The following is a 19,841-nucleotide window of genomic DNA, read 5'->3' as shown; positions in this document are numbered from 1 at the left end:
CGAGAATGGCGGGCGGTCTGGTGGCGTGCTTCGGCCCTTGCGCGGGCTTGGCGCCCTGAGCCTGCCGGCCCCCTTTCGCGGCCAGAAGGGAGCGGGGACCAAGGTGAGCCGGGGCAGCGTGGCGGAGCGGGCGCGACTTGCCGGCATCGTCGCCGGGGCGTGGGTGCGCGCGCTGGTGGCGCGCGCCGGCGGCGGCGACGTGGCGCTGTCCTATGTCCCGGTCCCGGTGCCCGAGCGGCTCCTCATCGCCCCGCAGGACCTGCGCACCGGCGACGCCACCCTCGCGAGCGAGTTCTATGCCGGCCGCTTCGCCTTCGCCGGCAAGGTGGTGAGCCTCGACGGGCGCACGCCGTTCGAGCTGGTGCCACCCTCCATCGAGTGGGCGGAGACCCTGCACGGCTTCGGCTGGCTGCGCCACCTGCGCGCCGCCGGCACCACCATCGCCCGCGCCAATGCCCGCGCCCTGGTGGGCGACTGGATGCGCGACCCCGGCGCCTCCCGCGCGCTCGCCTCCCGCTCGGACGTGACCGCCCGGCGAGTGATCTCCTGGCTGACCCAGGCGACCTTCCTGCTGCAGGACGCCGACCACGATTTCTACCGCCGCTTCATGCGCTCGCTGGCGCGGCAGGTGCGCCAGCTGCGCCGGGCGGCCGGCGAGGCGCCGGACGGCTATCCGCGCCTGCTGGCGCTGCTCGCCCTCGCCTTCGCCGGCCTGTGCATGTCCGACCAGGGGCGCCTGATGAAGGCGGCCGAGCGGCGCCTCGCCGAGGAGCTGGAGCGCCAGATCCTGCCGGACGGCGGACCGCTCTCGCGCAATCCCGGCATGCTGATCGACCTGCTGCTGGACCTTCTGCCGCTGCGCCAGGCGTTCGCGGCCCGCAACCTGCCGGCGCCGCCCGAGATGATGAACGCGGTCGACCGCATGATGCCCATGCTGCGCTTCTTCCGGCACGGGGACGGCGCGTTCGCCCACTTCAACGGCATGGGCCACACGGCGGCGGACCAGCTCGCCACCATCCTCGCCTTCGACGACGCGCGCGGCGCGCCGGTGGCGAACGCGCCCTATAGCGGCTACCAGCGCCTGGAGGGCAAGGGCTGCGTGCTGATCGCCGACACCGGCACGCCGCCGCCGGTCTCGGCCAGCTGGGAGGCGCATGCCGGCTGCCTGTCGTTCGAGTTCTCCTCCGGCCGCAGCCGCATGGTGGTCAATTGCGGCGTGCCGGCCACCGCCCGCGACACCTGGCGGCAGGTGGCGCGCTCCACCGCCGCCCACTCCACGGCGGTGATCGCCGACACCTCCTCGTGCCGCTTCCTCCAGAGCGCGCGGGCGAGCCGCATCATGGGCGTGCCCATCGTCGCCGGGCCGCGCACCGTGGACGTGCAGCGGGGCGCCCGCGGCGGCGCGGTGCTGCTGCGGGCGAGCCATGACGGCTATCTCGATCCATTCGGGGTGATCCACCAGCGCTCCTTCCGCCTGGCCCAGGAGGGCGGTCGGCTCGACGGCGAGGACGTGTTCCGCGCCGCCGCCGAAGGGAGCGCGGTGCCGGACGCGCCGTTCGCCGTGCGCTTCCATCTCCATCCCACGGTGCGGGTGGAGCGGCTGGACGATCCCCATACCGCGTTGCTGAGCCTGCCCAATGGCGAGGCCTGGGCGTTCGCGGCGCCGCATGTGCCGCTGGCGGTGGAGGAGAGCGTCTATCTCGCCGCCCCCGGCGGGCCGCGCCGCACCGCCCAGCTGGTGCTCGCCGGCTCGACCCAGCGCACGCCCCGCCTCATCTGGACCTTCGTGCGCACCCGCGAGGCGACCCCCGCGCCCGGCGCACCCCTGCGTCCCGCCCGCTGAGGGACGCTTCCGCCCCGGCTCCAATGGTGATAGGCGAGCGGCGAAACGTCGTTCGCCTATCCGCCCGCGCGGCCGGTCTTTGGCCCCGGTCGGGCGCGCCACCAGCCGGAGCCGCCTCATGTCCGCCCATATCCGTCCCGTCACCCGCGCCTTGATCTCGGTGTCGGACAAGACCGGACTGGTGCCGTTCGCGTCCGCCCTCGCCAAGAGCGGGGTGGAGCTGGTCTCCACCGGCGGCACCCGCAAGGCGCTCGCCGAGGCCGGCCTCGACGTGAAGGACGTGTCCGACCTCACCGGCTTTCCGGAGATGATGGACGGGCGGGTGAAGACCCTGCACCCGAAGATCCACGGCGGCATCCTCGCCATCCGCGCCGACGCCGGCCACCAGGCCTCGCTCGCCGAGCACGCCATCGCCCCCATCGACCTGGTGGTGGTGAACCTCTACCCGTTCGAGGCGACGGTGGCGCGGGGCGCCGATTTCGACGAGACCATCGAGAATATCGACATCGGCGGCCCTGCCCTTATCCGCGGCGCCGCCAAGAACCACCACGACGTGGCGGTGGTGGTGGACGCCGCCGACTACGAGGCGGTGCTTTCGGAGATCGCCGAGCACGGCGGCACCACGCTCGCGCTGCGCCGGCGCCTCGCCCAGGCCGCCTATGCGCGCACCGCGGCCTACGACGCCGCCATCTCCAACTGGTTCGCGCGCGAGCTGAAGCTCGATGCGCCACCCTACCGCGCCTTCGGCGGCAAGCTGCTGGAGGCCCTGCGCTATGGCGAGAACCCGCACCAGGGCGCGGCCTTCTACGCCTCGGACGAGAGCCGGCCGGGGGTCGCCACCGCGCGGCAGGTGCAGGGCAAGCAGCTGTCCTTCAACAACATCAACGACACCAACGCCGCCTTCGAGGCGGTGGCCGAGTTTCCGTCCGCGCGCACGGCGGCGGTGGTGATCGTCAAGCACGCCAATCCCTGCGGCGTCGCCGAGGGGGCCTCGCTCGCGGACGCCTACCGCAAGGCGCTCGCCTGCGACCCGGTGTCGGCGTTCGGCGGCATCATCGCGGTGAACCGCACGCTCGACGCCGAGGCGGCGAAGGCGATGGTGGAGATCTTCACCGAGGTGATCGTCGCCCCCGACGCCACCGAGGAGGCGATCGCGGTGGTGGGCGCCAAGAAGAACCTGCGCCTGCTCATCACCGGCGGCCTGCCGGACCCGCGCGCGGCCGGCCTCGACGTGCGCACGGTGGCGGGCGGTCTCCTGGTGCAGGGCCGCGACAATGCCAGCGCCGACGATGTGGAGCTGAAGGTGGTGACGAAGCGCGCCCCCACCAACCAGGAGCTCTCGGACCTGCGCTTCGCCTTCCGGGTGGCCAAGCACGTGAAGTCCAACACCATCGTCTATGCCAGGGACGGCGCCACGGTGGGCATCGGCGCCGGGCAGATGAGCCGGGTGGATTCGGCCCGCATCGCCGCCCGCAAGGCCGAGGACGCGGCCGAGGCGGCGGGCCTCGCGGCGCCGCTGACGAAGGGATCGGTGGTGGCCTCCGACGCCTTCTTTCCGTTCGCGGACGGGCTGCTGGCGGCGGTGGCGGCGGGGGCGACGGCGGTGATCCAGCCGGGCGGCTCCATGCGCGACCAGGAGGTGATCGACGCCGCCGACGCGGCCGGCCTCGCCATGGTGTTCACCGGCGTGCGCCACTTCCGGCACTGAGGGGCGATCCGGTCCGATCGAGCCGGTCCGGGCGGCGTATCGACGGACACCAGCCGCTCCTCGCGCGCCGTCATGCCCGGCCTCGTGCCGGGCATCCCGCCGCGCCGCCGGCGCTCCGTTGCAGATGGGCGCGCCCCGCCGCAAGACGTGGATGGCCGGGTCAAGCCGGTGGTCGCGGGAGCAGGCTGTCCTCGGGGATGGTTCGGGGGCGGGAGCGCGCCCGCGCGCGCTCAGCCCTCGGTGAGCTGGCGGATGATGCGCCGGCTGAGATAATGCGGTCCCTCGAACACGAAGGTCTCGATGCCGCGATAGGTGTCGAGCTGGGGCCTCAGCTCCTGGGCGGTGGCGGGGCGCAGGCCGCCGGAGCCGTCCGGGCGGAACGCCTCGGCGATCAGCGCCACCCGTTCCGGCCCGAGCCGCACCCTGAGCGCCTCCACGTACTGGCGGGCGGATTCGGCGGTGCGCATGTGGCCGCCGAGGCCGTCCTGGAGCATCACGCCCACGTCCTTCGGCAGGAAGCTGGCGAGCCAGTCGCCCAGCGCGGCGCCGCCGACGTTGGAATTGTCGTAGCAGCTCACCCACAGTGGGCGCGGAATGTCCGCGAGCAGCGGTCCGATCTGGCCGGCGGCCTGCCAGGTGGGGTCGATCTCCACCGGGAAGTAGAAGGCGGACGGCTTGAACGGCAGCCTGGCGCGCGCGACCTTGGCCGACAGGGCGGCGAGCTGGGCCACGTCGCGCCGGGCATTGGGCTCGTTGCCGTAGGAGGCGAGGCCCATGATGATCTTCTTCGCCCACGGCTCGCGTTGGATGCGGCGCCAGTTGGGCGCGTCCTCGATGGTGGGCAGGCCGAGCAGGTTGGGGATGAAGGACACCCCGTCCAGCACCGTCCACTGCAGCAGCAGCGAATGGGCGCCGATGCGCTGCCATTCCCCGTGCGGATCCAGCATGCTGGCGAGCAGCTGCCAGACGATGCCGTCGATCAGGTTGCGCTCGGGCGGGTCGATGCTGGCGGTGGTCTCGGCCGGGCTCACCGGCGGCGGCGGCGCGGGCGGATGCGGTGTCGCCGCGCGGTTCTCGCGCAGGAAGAGGTCGGCGCCGAGCGCCCCGAGCGCGGCGGCGCCTCCGGCGATGATGAGGGTGCGGCGATCCATGTCGTCATGCATATGTTGGGTCACGGCATGGCTGCAAGGCCCGCCGCAGGTGTGATCGGGTCTGCGCGGCGGCGGCGTGTCCGGTGCCGGCGCCGGGCGCGCCGCGAAGGGCGCGCCGCCTCAATGGCTTACCATCAGGATGCGCGCGCGGCCTCGCCGCGGCGCCAGCGATAAATTTATGCCGGCACCAGCGGGGCGACGCGCTGTTCCTGCTCCTTGAGGGTGGCTTCGAGGGCTTCCGCCTGCACCACGCCGCAGCGCACCAGGTATTCGCCGATTCGGCCGTCCTCCTCGGGGCGGTACTGGTCCATGGCGGCCTCGAAGGCCTCGCGGCGCATCAGGCCCCGCTCCAGCAGGATGTCGCCCAGCAGCGGCGCCGACTGCTGGCCCTCGATGGTGTCGCCGACGCCGCGCAGCAGGCGCAGGCCGTCATTGATCTCGCTCTCGCGGGCGATGCGCTGCTCGGGCACGTCGCCGGCGGCGGCGCGCAGCTCCTCCTTGGCGCGGGCGCCCAGCGGCGAGGTGGTGGCCACCACCAGGCGGCCGGTCTCGTCGCGGCCGATCGGCACGATGCGCCAGCGCACCATCACGTCGAGCGGCAGGAGATCCTGGAACGTGCGCACCATCTGCTCGGTGACATGGGTGCGCGGCAGGTTGGCCTGGAAGGCGATGGCCTCGGCCAGCGTCTCCTCGTCGAGCCAGCCATGGGCGACGAGGATGCGCCCGAGCGGCTGCTGGCGCTTGCCCTGGACTTCCAGCGCGTTTTCCAGATGCTCCGGCGTCACCGCCTGCCAGGTGAGCAGCAGCTCGCCCAGGCGCTGGTGGCGCTGGTCGAAGGCGGAGGCCTCCGGGAAGTCGTGCATGGTCTTGTCCCAGACGATGCGCGTGCCGAAGATCAGGTGCGAGATGAAGATGCGCCAGGCGCGCACGGTGGCGGCGAAGTTGACGAAGTTGCCCATCACCAGGCGCGGGATGGACATGAGGCCCTGCTCCCAGCCGTACACCGCGGTGACGAAGTAGAAGCGCTGGGCCATGCGCAGGGCGAAGCAGAGCGCGTTCGCCGCCAGCACTGCCAGCAGCCAGCCCTCGGTGGCGAAGATCGAGGGGAAGCGGGCGGGCAGGAGGTTGAACTGCTCGGCGAAGTAGATGAGCAGGAAGTGCGCGGCCAGCACGTAGGCCATCACCGCCACGATGGAGGTGACGATGCCCTTGCGGTCGCGGAACAGGAAGTATTTCGACTGCCAGGAGCCCTTCCAGCCGATCTGGCGCCAGCCCTGGAGCGCGATGCCGAGCACCCAGCGCGCCTTCTGGCGGTAGGAGGTGCGGAACGTGTCCGGGAAGAACTCGCGCACGCACAGGGGCATGACGAGCTGCATCTCCTTCTCCGGGCCATAGCCGAAGAGGGTGCGGCGGCGCACGCGGAACTCCACCGGGAAGCGGGCGATGATGCAGTGCATGTGCTCGCGCGCGAGCCGGTTGGAGACGTCGTAGTCCTCGGTGAGGCTCTCGGTGTTGAACACCTCGCCGGTGCCGTCGCCGCGCAGCGCCATCAGCGCGCGCCGCGAGAAGCAGGTGCCCACGCCCGCGGACGGCACCGATCCGGCGACGCTCTCGCGCACGATCAGGTCCTTGGCGTGCCACTCGGCGAACTCGTCCATGTAGATGCCGGCGACCACCTCCGACCAGTGGCGCTCCAGCGACACCACCGGGATCTGGATCAGGTCCTTGCGCGGCAGCAGGTAGTTGAAGAAGCGCAGCTCCAGCGGGTGCAGCACGTCCTCGCAGTCGTGCTGGACCACGCCGGCGAACTGGGTGCCGGTCATCATCTCGTGCTGGAACACCGCCTGGACCACCGCGTTCAGGCAGTCCGCCTTGTTGGTGGGGCCGGGATGGCGCGTCTCCACGCGCACCAGCTGCTTGTAGCGCCGGCGCATGCGCTCGACCTCGGCGATGGTCTCCGGGTCGTTGGGATAGGTGCCGACGAAGATCATGTAGCGGCGGTAGTCGAGCACGCTCACCGCGTTCTCGATCATGGCCGCGATCACGTCCGCCTCGTGCCAGGCGGGGATGATGATGGCGATCGGCTGCTCGTCCTTCTGGTAGAGCGCGCTGGCGGTGAGCGGCCGGATGTAGGGCTCGACCGTGACGCGGCGCCAGACGCGGCGGGTCCAGTACCAGAAGTCGACGAACAGGTCGTCGAGCGAGGAGATGAGGATCAATACGGCCACCACCGCCGCCACGTATTCGACGACGCGGATGTATTCCGCCAGAAGGTAGGGCCAGTACAGCTCCATGGCTGCGATCCTCGGGAGCCGCCGTCGGCGGCTCGGACGGAGTACAGGAGGGACGCCGGCGCGGAGGCCGGCGTCCGGTCTTCGTCAGCCCCTGCGGCGCACTTGGGTGGCGCGCACCAGCAGGAGGAAGAACAGCGCCGCGGCGCCGATGCCGAGCGGCAGGCCCCAGTCGGCGGAGCTCTGCCACAGCCGTTGCAGCGTGGCGGCGGCGCCCTCGGTGTCGGGCAGGCGGACGGTGCCCGGGGCGGCGCCGCTCGCGGACATCTCCATCAGCGTGCCGTCGATGCCCACCAGGGCCACGTCGCCGCGCGACAGGCGCACGGACTTCTGCGGCGTCACCGCCACCGAGCCCACGCTCTGCCAGAGGATACCACGATAGGCGTCGGCGCGCAGCGCCTGCACCAGGGCCACGTTCTTGAGGCCGGAGATGTCCAGCAGGCGGGACTGCTCGTCGGTGCCGACCACCAGGCGGTCGCCCTCCACCCGCGCCTTCAGGTTGGCGCCCTGGGTGGGCACGTCCATGGCGAGGAAGGTGCCGGCGACCCGGTAGGGCGCGCCCGCGGGGGCGACGTCGAAGCTGCTGGTGCCGGCCGGCAGGCCTGCGGCGGCGGCGGCGCGCACCACCCGCGGCAGGCTCTGGCTCTGGGTCGACAGGTAGGTGTCGGGCACCACCAGCTTGCCGCCGCCGGCCATGGCCGAGATCACGCCCAGGAAGTCCGCGCCGGGCGAGGTGCCGCCGAGCTCGAAATTGCTGGAGGGCAGCACCGACACCGGGAACGCCTGGGGCGTCTCGCGGCAGCGGTCGCTCACCGGCTGGCGCTGGAACGAGACGCGCAGCACGTTGCGGGCCGCCAGCGCATAGGCCGGGATGGCGGCGCTGATCTGCTCCGGCTCGCCGTTGGCCTTCAGGCGCTTGGCGGCGAGCAGCACGTCGTTGAGGAACACCGCCGCGACCGGGTCGGAGGTGGAGGCGCCGGGGGCGGCCGCCACTTCCAGGTTGACCCGGCTCGGCAGGCTGGTGCCGCCGGTGGCCGCGGCGAGGTCGAAGTTCACCACCCAGTCGCCGCGCGAGAGGACGTCGATGTTGCCGGCCGCCGCGCCGAGGCTCGACAGAGGCAGCCGGTCGCCGGTCAGCGGCGGGGAGGCGGCGGTGCGCACGTTCACGGTGCCGCCGGACAGGGCGTTGCGCCAGAAGCCGTCGAACAGGTCGGCCGCCTTGGCGCCGGCATTGATGCCGACGGCGATGACGGGCTGGCCGGCGAGCGACTGGAGGCTCACCTCGTCCGGGGAGATCACCGCCGCGGTGAGGCTGGCGGCGCGCTGGCGCCACTCCGCCAGGGCCGGGCTGGCGCCGCCGAGGCGCGCGGCCACCGCGTCGAGCGCGGTGCGCAGGCCGGTCAGCAGCGCGCTGTCCGCCACCGCCACGTCGGCGGCCAGCGGCGAGCCGCCGAGCAGCAGCAGCGCGCCGACCTCGGACAGGTCCTTGATCTTGTAGCGGCCACCGCCCACGAACGAGGAGAAGGGGGCGATGGAGCGCAGGGTGGCCGGCACTTCGAGGTCGGTGAGGTCCACCTCGTCGCCCACCACGGGCAGGGTCTTCACCTTCAGGCGCTTGCCCGAGCCTTCGAGCGCGAGGCCGAGGCGCCAGGCGGTGTCGTAGCTCTCCTTGGCGAGCGTGCCGCCCGCCACCAGCATCACGCCGACGCCCGGCAGCGCGCTCCAGGCGGTGGAGAGGTCGCGCACCGCGCCGGCGTCGAAGGAATAGGTGAAGTGGCTGCCGGGGCGGATCTTGGCGGCATTGCCGATGGCGCGCTCGTCGGCGCACAGGTCCTCGCCGATCACCGACGACCAGGCGAGGCCGAGCCGGACGAAGCCGCTGTCGCGCGGGTTGCCCTCGACCGCCAGATTGGCGGTGGTGGAGCCGCTCTCGCCCTCCAGGCGGCGCGAGAAGACGGGGTTGCCGTCGACGATCAGCACCAGCGTCGTGCGGCCGCCGTCGCCGCGCAGATAGTCGGCGTCCACCACCATGCGCGCGTCATAGAGCGGCACGCGGGCGGGCACCGGCAGGTAGATGTCGCGCCGGGCGTCGAGGCCCTGGAGCACGACCGGCCCCTCGATGCCGAGGTCGGAGAGGGTGATGCGGCGCGTCACCCGGGTGTCGCGCGCCCGCTCGTTGAGGGCGGCGGAAATGGCGTCGTTCTGGGGCGAGGGGACCGGCTGCGCGTACGCGCCGGGATAGGCCGCGGCGGGCGCGGGCAGCTGGCCGGGCGCCGGGAGCTGGCCCGGGGCGGCGGTCTGCGCCTGTGCGGGCTGGACCTGGCCGGGATATTGGGCCTGGAGCGGATATTGGGCCGATGCCGTCCCGGCGAGCCCGAGGGCTGCCGCGAAGGCGAGGGGCAGGATGCGCGCTGCGCGCCGGGTGTGATGAGGTGCCATCTCTTAGTCTCTCGCGACCATAATGGGGAGGCCGTCGACCGGCCGAAGGATGGGCGCCGCCTTGGACGGGGTGGCGTCGGCGGAAAACTCGTCCACGGGCCGGCCGCAGATGCGGTCGACGATGCGCCGGCATGCCTGGCCGTCGCCGTAGGGGTTGATGATCTCGGCGAAGCGCGCATAGGCGTCGTCGTCGTCGAGCAGGTGGCGGGCGGCGGCGAGGATCTTGTCGACCACGGTGCCGACCAGCAGCACCGTTCCGGCTTCCACCGCCTCGGGCCGTTCCGTCACCTCCCGCATGACCAGCACCGGCTTGCCGAGCGCCGGAGCCTCCTCCTGCACGCCGCCGGAATCGGTGAGCACGATGTGCGCGCGGTCGAGCAGGCGCTGGAAGGAGAGGTAGTCCAGCGGGCCGGGCAGATGGATGTTGGCCCGCCCGCCCAGGGCTTCGCGCACCGGGCCCTCGACATTGGGGTTGAGGTGGACCGGATAGACGATCTCGACGTCCTGGCGCTCGGACAGGATGCGCAGCGCGTCGCAGATGTTGCGGAAGCCCGCGCCGAAGCTCTCCCGGCGATGGCCGGTGACGAGGATCAGGCGCCGCGCGGGATCGAGGTTCGCGAACGGCGCGTCGAGCCGGGCGCGCAATGCGGCGTCTCCGGCGATGCGGGACTGGGTCGCCTGCAGGGCGTCGATCACGGTGTTGCCGGTGACGGTGATCTCGCCTTCCACGTGCTCGCTGAGGAGGTTCGCCTTGGAGCCCGCGGTGGGCGCGAACAGGAGCGCGCCGGTGACGTCGACCACGCGGCGGTTCATCTCTTCCGGGAACGGCCGGTCCATGCGGTAGGTGCGCAGTCCCGCCTCCACGTGCCCCACCTGGATGCGGCGGTGGAAGGCGGCGAGCGAGGCGGCCATCGCCGTGGTGGTATCCCCGTGCACCAGGACGAGGTCCGGGCATTCCGCGTCCAGGATCGGGTCGAGGCCGGAGAAGATGGCGCCTGTGAGCGCGTTGAGGCTCTGGTTGCGGACCATGAGCTTGAGGTCGAAATCAGGCTCGATGCCGAAGAAATCCAACACCTGATCAAGCATTTCCCGATGCTGGCCCGTCACGCAGACGAGCGAGACGATCCCCGGCTCACGCGCAAGCGCCTGAACCAGCGGAGCCATCTTGATGGCCTCCGGCCGTGTGCCGAAGATCGAGAGAATTTTCAATGATCCCACCACTCAGCATCTCAGCAAATTTCGATGAAGCCGGGACAAATGATTGTCAAGACAAAGAATCCGGCACGCGGCGCGCCGAGTTAGACTCATCACACGGTTCAGGAGCCTCGGCCGCTTTGGAAACAGGATACCAGGATACCGAAGCGGAGTCGCGGTCAGCAGTGTGGATGCCGAAGGTTGCTGGAAGCTTAAGCCGCGCTTACCTAAATGGAGTCTGCCCGCTCCGGGTGGGCGGAACGGGCCGCCTCCGCCTGCCGCGCCAATTTAAGAATTGGTTAACAGGCGTGGTTAACGCACATGGTTAACGCGCCCTTATCGCGCTTGCGCCCGCCGGTCGGCGATGGCGGCGCGCAGCAGCGCCACCGCCTCGGGCCCGGCCCATTCGGCCGGGCCGGCGAGATAGGCGATCTCGCAGCCCTTGCCGTCGACGATGAGCGTCGTGGGCAGGCCGAAGCCGCGTCCGGCGCTGCGCAGGGCCTGGAACGACTTGGTCGCCGGGTCGGCGAAGTAGCGCAAGTGCTTCACGCCGATCTCGCCGAGGAAGGACTTGGGCTTTTCCGGATCGCGGGTGTCGAGGTTGATCGCCACCACCTCGAAGGACCCGTTGCCCAGCGTTCCCTGGAGCGTGTCGAGCGCCGGCATCTCCTTGCGGCACGGGACGCACCAGGTGGCCCACAGGTTCACGAGCACGGTGCGGCCCTCGAAATCCTGCAGGCTCATGGGCTTGCCGGACGCATCGGCGAAGCTCAGCGCCGGCAGCCGCCGCGGCTCGGTGGCAAGCCTGAGCGCGGCGATCTCGCCCTTCACCAGCGGCTCGAGCGCCTTGGCGCGCGCCACCGCCGGCGCGCAGGCGGGATCGGCCGCGCTCGCCACCTGAGCCGCCGGCGCCGCCGGGGCGGCGGCTGGCGCATTGCCGGGAAGCCGGTTCATCCCGTATAGGGCGAGCGCGCCGACCGCGGCGCCCGCCACGGTGGCCAGCGCCACGACGCCGATGGCGCGAAAGGAAGTCGCGCGGCCTCCGGATGCGGGAGCCGCGCCGGACGCGGGCTCCGCCGGCGTCCGGCCGGCGTCTTCCATCTGCGGGTTCGAGGGGTCGAGCGTCACCATACCGGAGGTCCAAAATGAGCAACAAGATGTGGGGCGGCCGTTTCTCTTCCGCCCCCGACGCCATCATGGAGGAGATCAACGCCTCCATCGGCTTCGACCAGCGTCTTTACGCGCAGGACATCGCCGGTTCCAAGGCCCATGCCGCCATGCTGGGCGCCCGGGGCATCGTGGCGGCGAAAGATGCCGAGACCATCGCCAAGGGTCTAGACACGATCCTGTCAGAGATCGAGCAGGGCAAATTCACCTTCCGCCGCGAGCTGGAAGACATCCACATGAACGTGGAGAGCCGCCTCGCCGAGCTCGTGGGCGCGCCGGCCGGCCGGCTCCACACCGCGCGCTCGCGCAACGACCAGGTGGCGACCGACTTCCGCCTCTATGTGCGCGACACCATCGACGCCTTCGACGCCCAGCTCGCCGACCTCCAGCGCGCGCTGGCGGAAAAGGCGCTCGCCCATGCCGGAACCGTGATGCCGGGCTTCACCCACCTGCAGACCGCGCAGCCGGTCACCTTCGGCCATCATCTCATGGCCTATGTGGAGATGGTGGCGCGCGACCGCGGCCGGCTGAAGGACGCGCGGGCGCGCCTCAACGAGTGCCCGCTGGGCTCGGCGGCGCTCGCCGGCACCTCCTTCCCCATCGACCGGGAGGCCACCGCCAGGGCGCTCGGCTTCGACCGGCCCACCGCCAACTCGCTCGACGCCGTCTCCGACCGCGACTTCGTGATGGAGACGCTGGCGGCGGCCTCGATCTGCGCGATCCACCTGTCGCGCTTCGCCGAGGAGGTGGTGATCTGGACCTCGCCCTCGTTCGCGCTGGTGAAGCTGTCGGACGCCTTCACCACCGGCTCGTCCATCATGCCGCAGAAGCGCAATCCGGACGCCGCCGAGCTTGTGCGCGCCAAGGCCGGGCGCATCGTCGGCGCCCTCACCGCCATCCTGGTGGTGATGAAGGGCCTGCCGCTCGCTTATGCCAAGGACATGCAGGAGGACAAGGAAGGCACGTTCGACGCCTTCTCCGCCTTGTCGCTGGTGATCGCCGCCACCGCCGGCATGGTGCGCGACCTGGAGCCGGACGCGCGGCGGATGGAGAAGGCGGCCGGCCAGGGCTATTCCACCGCCACCGACCTCGCCGACTGGCTGGTGCGCACCCTCAACATGCCGTTCCGCGAGGCGCACCATGTGACGGGGCGGATCGTCGCGCTCGCGTCCGAGCGCGGCATAGCGCTCCACAAGGTGCCGCTCGCCGACATGCAGCAGATCGAGCCCAGGATCACGCAGGACGTGTTCTCGGTGCTCTCGGTGGTGCGCTCGGTGCGCAGCCGCGTCAGCTATGGCGGCACCGCGCCGACGCGGGTGCGCGCCCAGGCCAGGCGCTGGCTGAAGCGTCTGGGTGACACGCCGGCATGAAGCGATGCCGGCGCCCGCTCGCGCCTCTGTTCCCGCTCGCCTTTGGCGCGCCAGGGACTATAGTGGCGGCAAATTCATCGGATGGCACGGATCGTGATGGCCCGCCTCAGATCGTTTGACCCTGCCGCCGCGGCGCGGCGCGCCCGGAGCCCCGCCGGTCGGGTGCCCGCGGGAGCGGCTCGCGTTGCGCTGGCGCTCGCCGGGGCGCTGGCGCTCGCCGGCTGCGGCGTCAAGGGGCCGCTGGAGCTGCCTCCGGGCGCCCATGCCACCCCCGCGCCCGCCGCGGCGGCTGCGGATGCCAGCGCCAGCAGGAACGGCTCCTCTTCGAGCACGCCCCTGATCGGCGGGTCCGGCAGCAGCACCGGCTGGACGTCGGGCACCACCAACAGGAATACCTCCGCAGAGCCCGAGCAGCTCAAGGGCGCCAGCCGGCCCAACCAGCCGTTCATCCTCGACGGCCTGCTCTGAGCGGCCGCTTGCTCCGGGAGCCGCACGGGAGCACGCAAGCGTGCTTCAGGAGGCGCGCGATGGGAGGGGCGCCATGCGGGACGCAGGACGGGCGTTCCGTCCGCAGTCCAGTGCCGGCTCAGACGGCCCAACCTGATCAAGCCACCCGTTTCCGATGCACCACTTCACCTATCGCAATGCCAGCCTCCACGCCGAGGACGTGAACCTCACGTCGCTCGCCGAAACGCTGGGCACGCCCTTCTACTGCTATTCCACCGCCACGCTGGAGCGGCACTACCGCGTGTTCATGGAGGCGTTCGCCCACCGCGACGTGACGCTCTGCTATGCGCTGAAGGCCAATTCCAACCAGTCGGTGATCGCGACGCTGGCCCGCCTCGGCGCCGGCGCGGACATCGTCTCCTCCGGCGAGCTCATGCGCGCGCTGGAGGCCGGCGTGCCGGCGGATCGCATCGTCTTCTCCGGCGTCGGCAAGACGCGCGAGGAGATGGCGCAGGCGCTCGCCGCCGGCATCCTGTGCTTCAACGTGGAGAGCGAGCCGGAGCTGGTCCTGCTCTCCGAGGTCGCCCGGAGCCTCGGCCGCGCCGCGCCGGTCTCCATCCGCGTCAATCCGGACGTGGACGCCAGGACCCACAAGAAGATCTCCACCGGAAAGTCGGCCACCAAGTTCGGCATCCCCATCTCCCGCGCCCGGGAGGTCTATGACGAGGCGGCGCGCCTGCCGGGCCTCGCCATCGCCGGCGTCGACATGCACATCGGCAGCCAGATCACCGACATGGCGCCGTTCGACAATGCGGTGGCGCTGCTGGCGGAGCTGGCGCGCGACCTCATGGCCGCCGGCCACCGGCTGCACCATCTGGACCTCGGCGGCGGCCTCGGCGTGCCCTATGCGGCCTCCGACCCCGTTCCGCCCGCCCCCGACGCCTATGCGAAGGTGGTGGAGCGCGCGCTCGGCGGGCTCGACCTGCCGCTGGTGTTCGAGATGGGGCGCATGATCGTCGCCAATGCCGGCATCCTGGTCACGCGCGTGATCCGGGTGAAGCAGGGCGAGGGCAAGACCTTCGTCATCGTCGACGCGGCCATGAACGACCTGATCCGCCCGACCCTCTACGAGGCGCACCACGACATCATCCCGGTCGCCGAGCCCGCGGCCGACGCGCCCATGATGCTGGCGGACGTGGTGGGGCCGGTGTGCGAGACCGGGGATTTCCTCGCCCTCGACCGGCCGCTGCCGGAGCTGAAGGCGGGCGACCTCCTGGCGGTGATGACCGCCGGCGCCTATGGCGCGGTGCAGTCCGGCTTCTACAACACCCGCCCGCTGGTGCCGGAGGTGCTGGTGCGCGGGGGAACGGCGGCGGTGGTGCGCCCGCGCGTCGACGCGCGGGCCCTGATCGGCCTCGACCGCATGGCGCCGTGGCTCGGGTAAATCTGGCTCGGGTAAATCTGGCTCGGGTGAAGCTGGCTCGTATGAATTTGGCCCGGGTGATCAGGCCCCGGAGCGCCGTGGCTCAGTTCGCGAAGCCGTGGCTCTGCTGCGGCTGCGCGAGCCCGTGGGCCGAGATGAAGTCCAGCAGCGCCTCTTCCGTCATGGGACGGCCGAGGAAGAAGCCCTGCACCTCGTCGCACTCGTCGTTGCGCAGGCATTCGAGCTGGCTCTCGGTCTCGACGCCCTCGGCCACCACCTGCATGCCCAGCGCCCGGCCGAGCCCGACGATGGCCTGGACGATGGCGAGCGCGCCGCGGCTCTGGTCCAGGTCGCCGACGAAGCGGCGGTCGATCTTCAGGGCGTCGAACGGGAAGGTTCGCAGGTAGCCGAGCGAGGAATAGCCGGTGCCGAAGTCGTCCATGGACAGGCGCACGCCCAGTCCCTTGAGCCGGATCAGGATGTCCAGCGCCTTGTCGGTGTTCTCGATCAGCACGCTCTCGGTGATCTCGAGCTCCAGGCGGTGGGCGGGCAGGTCGAAGGCCTTGAGCGCCGATTCCACCGTGCCGACGAGCTCGCCGCCGCGGAACTGGACCACCGACACGTTCACCGAGACGTTGAGCTGAGGCAGCCGCGAAATGGTGTCGCAAGCCTTGCGCAAGACCCATTCCCCGAGTGGGACCACCAGCCCGCTCTTCTCGGCCAGCGGCACGAACTCGTCCGGCGCGAGCCGGCCGAGCTGGGGGTGATCCCACCGGATCAGGGCCTCGACGCCGAGGATTTCCAGGGTCTTGGTGTTCCAGCGCGGCTGGAACAGCAGCACGAACTGGTCAGAGGTGATGGCGCGGCGGAGGTCGCCCTCCAGCGAGCGCAGGCCGCTCGCCTCGTCGTTCATGTCGGCGGAATAGAAGCGCCAGACCCCCGGGCCGTCCGACTTGGCGCGTTCCAGCGCCCGCTCGGCGCTGCGCACCAGCTCGTCCGCATCGAGCCCGTCCAGCGGGGCGAGCGAGATGCCGATGGCCACCTGCGGATAGGAGGTGCCCTCGGACAGGTTGACGGGCACGTTGATGGCTTCCTGGAGCCGGCGGCACAGGCCTTCGACGGTCTTCAGGCCGGCGACGCCGGTGGCGACAAGCACGAACTCGTCCGGACCGGTGCGCGCCACGAGGTCGTTGTCGCGGACGCAGCGGCGCAGCCGCCGCGCGATCTCCGACAGGATGGCGTCGCCGGCATTGAGGCCGTAGCTCTCGTTGACGGAACGGAAATTGTCGAGGTCGATCGCCAGCACCGCCACCGTGCGGTCGCCTTCGCGCGCGGTGCCAAGGGCGCCCGACAGGAACTCCATCATCAGGAGCCTGTTCGGCAGATTGGTCAGGGGATCATGCAGGGCCAGATATTCCGACCGCCACGGTCCTCCCGGCTGATCTGTGGCCTCGGTCGTCATTCTCCTCGCTCGATCCGTTCTATTGCCCGTGCGGCAGCCCGCCGTGCGTTTCGTTTGCCTGGGCGGTACGCCGCCGGTCTCCACGCTCTAGGTTCAGAGTTCTATGTCCAGAGTTCTACGTCCAGACGCCGGCGCGCCGCGCATGCCGGTGCCGCGTCATGACTCGATTCAACTCTCAACTCGACGCAATATCGTTATAATTATCTCATGGTGAGCTTTGCCCGTCCATGTGGCAAGCGCGGATATCGCCTGAGGTGGCCTGCGGGTCAAGGTTCAACCGGGTTTCCGGGCCGGCTCAAATTCCGGTGTGCTTTCTTAACGATATGTTTCCATGACGCTTTTCCCAGCTGGACTGGCCGCGGCCGGCTGGCCCGGCGGTAGCCGATGCGGTCCAAGTTTGAGCATCGCGGAGCGGGGCTGGACGACGTTCGAATGCTGTCGGCCGCGCTTAAAGCGCGATGTCGACCCGCATGATGGAGGGGTCCTCGCTGCCCGGCCGCATCTTGAAGCCGAGGTCCTCGGCCATGTGCAGCATCGGCAGGTTCTCCCGCATCACGTCCCCGAACACGCGCTTCAGGCCGCGCTTGCGCGCATGGTCGAGGATCTCGGTCATGAGGCGGTAGCCGAGACCGCGCCCCTTCATGTCCGAGCGCACCATGATGGCGTATTCGGCCTCCTCGTTGTCGGGATCGGCGATGATGCGCACCACGCCGCAGATCTCGCCTGAGGACTCGATCGCCACATAGGCCATCTCCCGGTCGTAGTCGATCTGCGACAGGCGCGCCGCCATCAGGTGCGGGAAGTCCTTCACCGAGCCGAGGAAGCGCATGCGCACGTCCTGCGGATCGGAGCGGCGCACCACGTCGACGAGGCCGGGCTCGTCCTCCGGGCGGATGGGCCGCAGCGCCAGCACCTGCCCGTCGGTGAGCACGATCTCCTTCTGCTGGTTCGATGGATAGGGCCGGATGGCGAAGCGGTCGGTGCCGCTCACCTGCGCCTCGTGCACGACGATGCGCGCGTCGAGGGCGATCACGCCGCGCTCGTCGGCCAGCAGCGGATTGATGTCGAGCTCGGCGATCTGCGGCAGGTCGGCCAGCAGCTCGCCGACCTTGATCAGCGTCCCAGCGATGGCGTCGATGTCGGCGGCGGGGTGGTCCCGGTAGCCGGCGAGAAGCTTGGAGACGCGCGTGCGCTCGATCATCTCGCGCGCCAGCACGCCGTTCAGCGGCGGCAGGGCCACCGCCCGGTCGGCGATCACCTCCACCGCCGTTCCGCCCTGCCCGAACAGCACCACCGGGCCGAAGGTCGGGTCGTGGGCGATGCCGGCGATCAGCTCCTGGGCGTTGGGGCGGCGGATCATCTGCTGCACCGTGAACCCCTCCACCCGGGCGCCCGGCTTCTTCTCCGCCACCGAGGCGAGGATGGCGCGGCAGGCGTCCTCGACCGCCGCGGCGCTGTGGAGGTCGAGCCGCACCCCGCCCACGTCCGACTTGTGGGTGACGTCGTGCGATATGACCTTCACCACCACCGGCCCGGCGATGTCGCCGGCGAGCCGCCCCGCCTCCTCGGGGGTGGCGGCGATGCGGGTGTCCACCACCGGGATGTCGTAGGCCGCCAGCACCGCCTTGGCCTCGAACTCGGTGAGCACGCTGCGGCCCGCGGCGAGCACCGCGTCCACCACCTCCCGCGCCCGGCCGCGGTCCGGCTCCTCGAAGGTGCGGGCCGGCGGGGTCTCCATCAGCAGGGTCTGGTTGTGCTGGTAGGAGACCAGGTGGGCGAAGGCGCGCACCGCCTCGTCCGGGGTCTCGTAGGTGGGTATCCTGCGGGCGGCGAACCGGCGCCGCGCCTGCGCCACCGTCTGCTCGCCGAGCCAGCAGGTGAGCACCGGCGCGCGGGGCCGCGTCTCCAAGAGGCCCATCACCGCGTCGGCGGCCTCGGAGCTGTCGGCGACCGCGGTGGGGCAGTTGAGCACCAGGATGGCGTCGGAACCCCTGTCGCTCAGCAGCGCCGCCAGCGCGTCCCGGTAGCGCGCGCTCGGCCCGTTTCCGGCGATGTCCACGGGATTGCCATGCGACCAGCCGGAGGGCAGCACCTTGTCGAGCGCCTCGACGGTGGCGGGGGCGAGGGTGCCGAGGCGGCCCGGCGTGCCGTCCAGCGCGTCCACCGCCAGCACGCCGGCGCCGCCGCTGTTGGTGAGCACCGCCAGCCGGTCGCCGGCGAGGCGGATGCCGGAGGACAGCGTCGTCACCGCCTCGAACAGCTCGCGCAGCTCGCCCACCCGGAGCATGCCGGCGCGGCGGAAGGCTGCATCGTAGACCGCGTCGGAACCGGCGAGCGCGCCGGTGTGGGAGAGCGCCGCTTTGGCGCCGGCCGCGGTGCGTCCCGCCTTGATGACGATCACCGGCTTCGCGCGCGCGGCGATCCGGCCGGCGGACATGAACTTGCGCGCGTCGGTGATGCTCTCGACATAGAGCAGGATGGCGCGGGTGGAATTGTCGAGGGCGAGGTAGTCCAGCAGGTCGCCGAAATCCACGTCGGTCTTGTCGCCCAGCGAGACGATGTGGGAGAAGCCGAACCCGCGGGCGCTGGCCCAGTCGAGCACCGCGCTGGCCATGGCGCCCGACTGGGAGACGAAGGCGACGTCGCCCTTGGCCGGCATGAGATGGGCGAAGCTGGCGTTCACCCGCGCGCCGGTGGAGATGAAGCCCAGGCAGTTGGGGCCGACGATGCGCAGGAGATGGGGCCGCGCCGCGTCCAGCATCCGCTGGCGCAGGTCCGGCCCCACGGCGCCCTCGCTTTCGTCGAAGCCGGCGGTGATGGCGACGGCGGCGCGGCAGCCTTTCTCGCCGAGGCCGGAGATGACGCCGGGAATGGCCTCGGGCGGGGTCGCGATCACCGCGAGGTCCACCGGAATGGGCAGGTCCGCCACCGAGGGATAGTTGAGCGAGGACCGGACCGCCCGCTCCTTCGGGTTCACCGTGAGGATCGGCCCCTGGAATCCCGCCTCGAACAGGTTCCGGGCGATCACGGCGCCGATGGAGCCGGGCCGGTTGCTGCCGCCCACCAGGGCGATCGCGCCCGGACGGAAGAGGGCGTCGAGATTGCGCGTGGTCATGTCTCGCCTCGCTGGTGCGGCGGTGCGGCCGCCGGCATTGGCGCTCGGACTATGCCCCAAACGTAAGACGGCCGCGCGTGAATGTCCGGCATGAATTTCCCCAGGGGAACGCCCTCGGGGCACCGAATGGCGAACGGGGTCCGGCCTGCACCGGGCTCCTGTCGGCTTCACAGCGGCGGCGAGCGTTTCCCCGGCGTGGTGTTCTTGGATGGATCGCGCCCGACCTTAATG

12 protein-coding genes are annotated in these 19,841 nt (G+C 71.1%); 5 read left to right on the top strand and 7 right to left on the bottom strand.

Annotated elements, in window-relative coordinates; genetic code table 11:
- Positions 1-103: 103 nt before the first annotated feature.
- Positions 104-1,843: a heparinase II/III family protein gene (locus V5F67_RS02160; RefSeq protein ID WP_394021888.1), complete on the top strand. Its 1,740-nt coding sequence runs from the start codon at positions 104-106 to the stop codon at positions 1,841-1,843.
- A 118-nt stretch (positions 1,844-1,961) separates the two neighbouring features.
- Positions 1,962-3,551 carry a bifunctional phosphoribosylaminoimidazolecarboxamide formyltransferase/IMP cyclohydrolase gene (purH, locus tag V5F67_RS02155; protein WP_394021889.1) on the top strand — a complete coding sequence of 530 codons (1,590 nt, stop codon included), beginning with the start codon at positions 1,962-1,964 and terminating at the stop codon, positions 3,549-3,551.
- Positions 3,552-3,781: 230 nt separating this feature from the next.
- On the opposite strand, the gene V5F67_RS02150 is transcribed toward purH, so the two are convergent.
- From V5F67_RS02150 to tlpA, 5 genes are all read right to left on the bottom strand, one after another.
- Entirely contained in the window at positions 3,782-4,726 is a 945-nt protein-coding gene (locus V5F67_RS02150; RefSeq protein ID WP_394021890.1) for an alpha-amylase family protein, read from the bottom strand.
- A 152-nt stretch (positions 4,727-4,878) separates the two neighbouring features.
- Positions 4,879-6,996 carry a glycosyl transferase family protein gene (locus V5F67_RS02145; RefSeq protein WP_394021891.1) on the bottom strand — a complete coding sequence of 706 codons (2,118 nt, stop codon included), beginning with the start codon at positions 6,994-6,996 and terminating at the stop codon, positions 4,879-4,881.
- A gap of 84 nt (positions 6,997-7,080) precedes the next feature.
- Entirely contained in the window at positions 7,081-9,432 is a 2,352-nt protein-coding gene (locus V5F67_RS02140) for a hypothetical protein (protein ID WP_394021892.1), read from the bottom strand.
- Between the two features lie 3 nt (positions 9,433-9,435).
- Positions 9,436-10,650 (bottom strand): non-hydrolyzing UDP-N-acetylglucosamine 2-epimerase, encoded by a 1,215-nt coding sequence (gene wecB, locus V5F67_RS02135; RefSeq protein ID WP_509210653.1) that lies wholly within the window; start codon positions 10,648-10,650, stop codon positions 9,436-9,438.
- A 312-nt stretch (positions 10,651-10,962) separates the two neighbouring features.
- Entirely contained in the window at positions 10,963-11,757 is a 795-nt protein-coding gene (tlpA, locus tag V5F67_RS02130) for a thiol:disulfide interchange protein TlpA (protein ID WP_394021893.1), read from the bottom strand.
- Positions 11,758-11,771: 14 nt separating this feature from the next.
- Here tlpA and argH point away from each other — a divergent pair, with 14 nt between their 5' ends.
- The 3 genes from argH (at position 11,772) to lysA (ending at position 15,054) form a co-directional block, all read left to right on the top strand.
- Positions 11,772-13,163 carry an argininosuccinate lyase gene (gene argH / locus V5F67_RS02125; protein ID WP_394021894.1) on the top strand — a complete coding sequence of 464 codons (1,392 nt, stop codon included), beginning with the start codon at positions 11,772-11,774 and terminating at the stop codon, positions 13,161-13,163.
- Positions 13,164-13,325: 162 nt separating this feature from the next.
- Positions 13,326-13,631: an LPS translocon maturation chaperone LptM gene (gene lptM, locus V5F67_RS02120; RefSeq protein WP_394021895.1), complete on the top strand. Its 306-nt coding sequence runs from the start codon at positions 13,326-13,328 to the stop codon at positions 13,629-13,631.
- 154 nt (positions 13,632-13,785) lie between these two features.
- Positions 13,786-15,054: a diaminopimelate decarboxylase gene (lysA, locus tag V5F67_RS02115; RefSeq protein ID WP_394021896.1), complete on the top strand. Its 1,269-nt coding sequence runs from the start codon at positions 13,786-13,788 to the stop codon at positions 15,052-15,054.
- Positions 15,055-15,136: 82 nt separating this feature from the next.
- Here the strand turns inward: lysA and V5F67_RS02110 are convergent, their stop codons facing one another.
- Positions 15,137-16,495 carry a putative bifunctional diguanylate cyclase/phosphodiesterase gene (locus V5F67_RS02110; RefSeq protein WP_394021897.1) on the bottom strand — a complete coding sequence of 453 codons (1,359 nt, stop codon included), beginning with the start codon at positions 16,493-16,495 and terminating at the stop codon, positions 15,137-15,139.
- A gap of 448 nt (positions 16,496-16,943) precedes the next feature.
- Entirely contained in the window at positions 16,944-19,610 is a 2,667-nt protein-coding gene (locus V5F67_RS02105) for a bifunctional acetate--CoA ligase family protein/GNAT family N-acetyltransferase (RefSeq protein WP_394021898.1), read from the bottom strand.
- Positions 19,611-19,841 lie beyond the last annotated feature (231 nt).

The organism is Xanthobacter pseudotagetidis (assembly GCF_043194795.2).
Lineage (GTDB): Bacteria > Pseudomonadota > Alphaproteobacteria > Rhizobiales > Xanthobacteraceae > Xanthobacter > Xanthobacter tagetidis_A.
Note: the sequence above shows the minus strand (reverse complement) of the source record. Positions and strands in the feature narration are given on the sequence as shown.

Coding starts and splice junctions, on each gene's coding strand:
- purH (WP_394021889.1), top strand. CDS start 1,962: ATGTCCGCCCATATCCGTCCCGTCACCCGCGCCTTGATCTCGGTGTCG.
- V5F67_RS02145 (WP_394021891.1), bottom strand. CDS start 6,996: ATGGAGCTGTACTGGCCCTACCTTCTGGCGGAATACATCCGCGTCGTC.
- V5F67_RS02140 (WP_394021892.1), bottom strand. CDS start 9,432: ATGGCACCTCATCACACCCGGCGCGCAGCGCGCATCCTGCCCCTCGCC.
- tlpA (WP_394021893.1), bottom strand. CDS start 11,757: ATGGTGACGCTCGACCCCTCGAACCCGCAGATGGAAGACGCCGGCCGG.
- argH (WP_394021894.1), top strand. CDS start 11,772: ATGAGCAACAAGATGTGGGGCGGCCGTTTCTCTTCCGCCCCCGACGCC.
- lysA (WP_394021896.1), top strand. CDS start 13,786: ATGCACCACTTCACCTATCGCAATGCCAGCCTCCACGCCGAGGACGTG.
- V5F67_RS02110 (WP_394021897.1), bottom strand. CDS start 16,495: ATGACGACCGAGGCCACAGATCAGCCGGGAGGACCGTGGCGGTCGGAA.
- V5F67_RS02105 (WP_394021898.1), bottom strand. CDS start 19,610: ATGACCACGCGCAATCTCGACGCCCTCTTCCGTCCGGGCGCGATCGCC.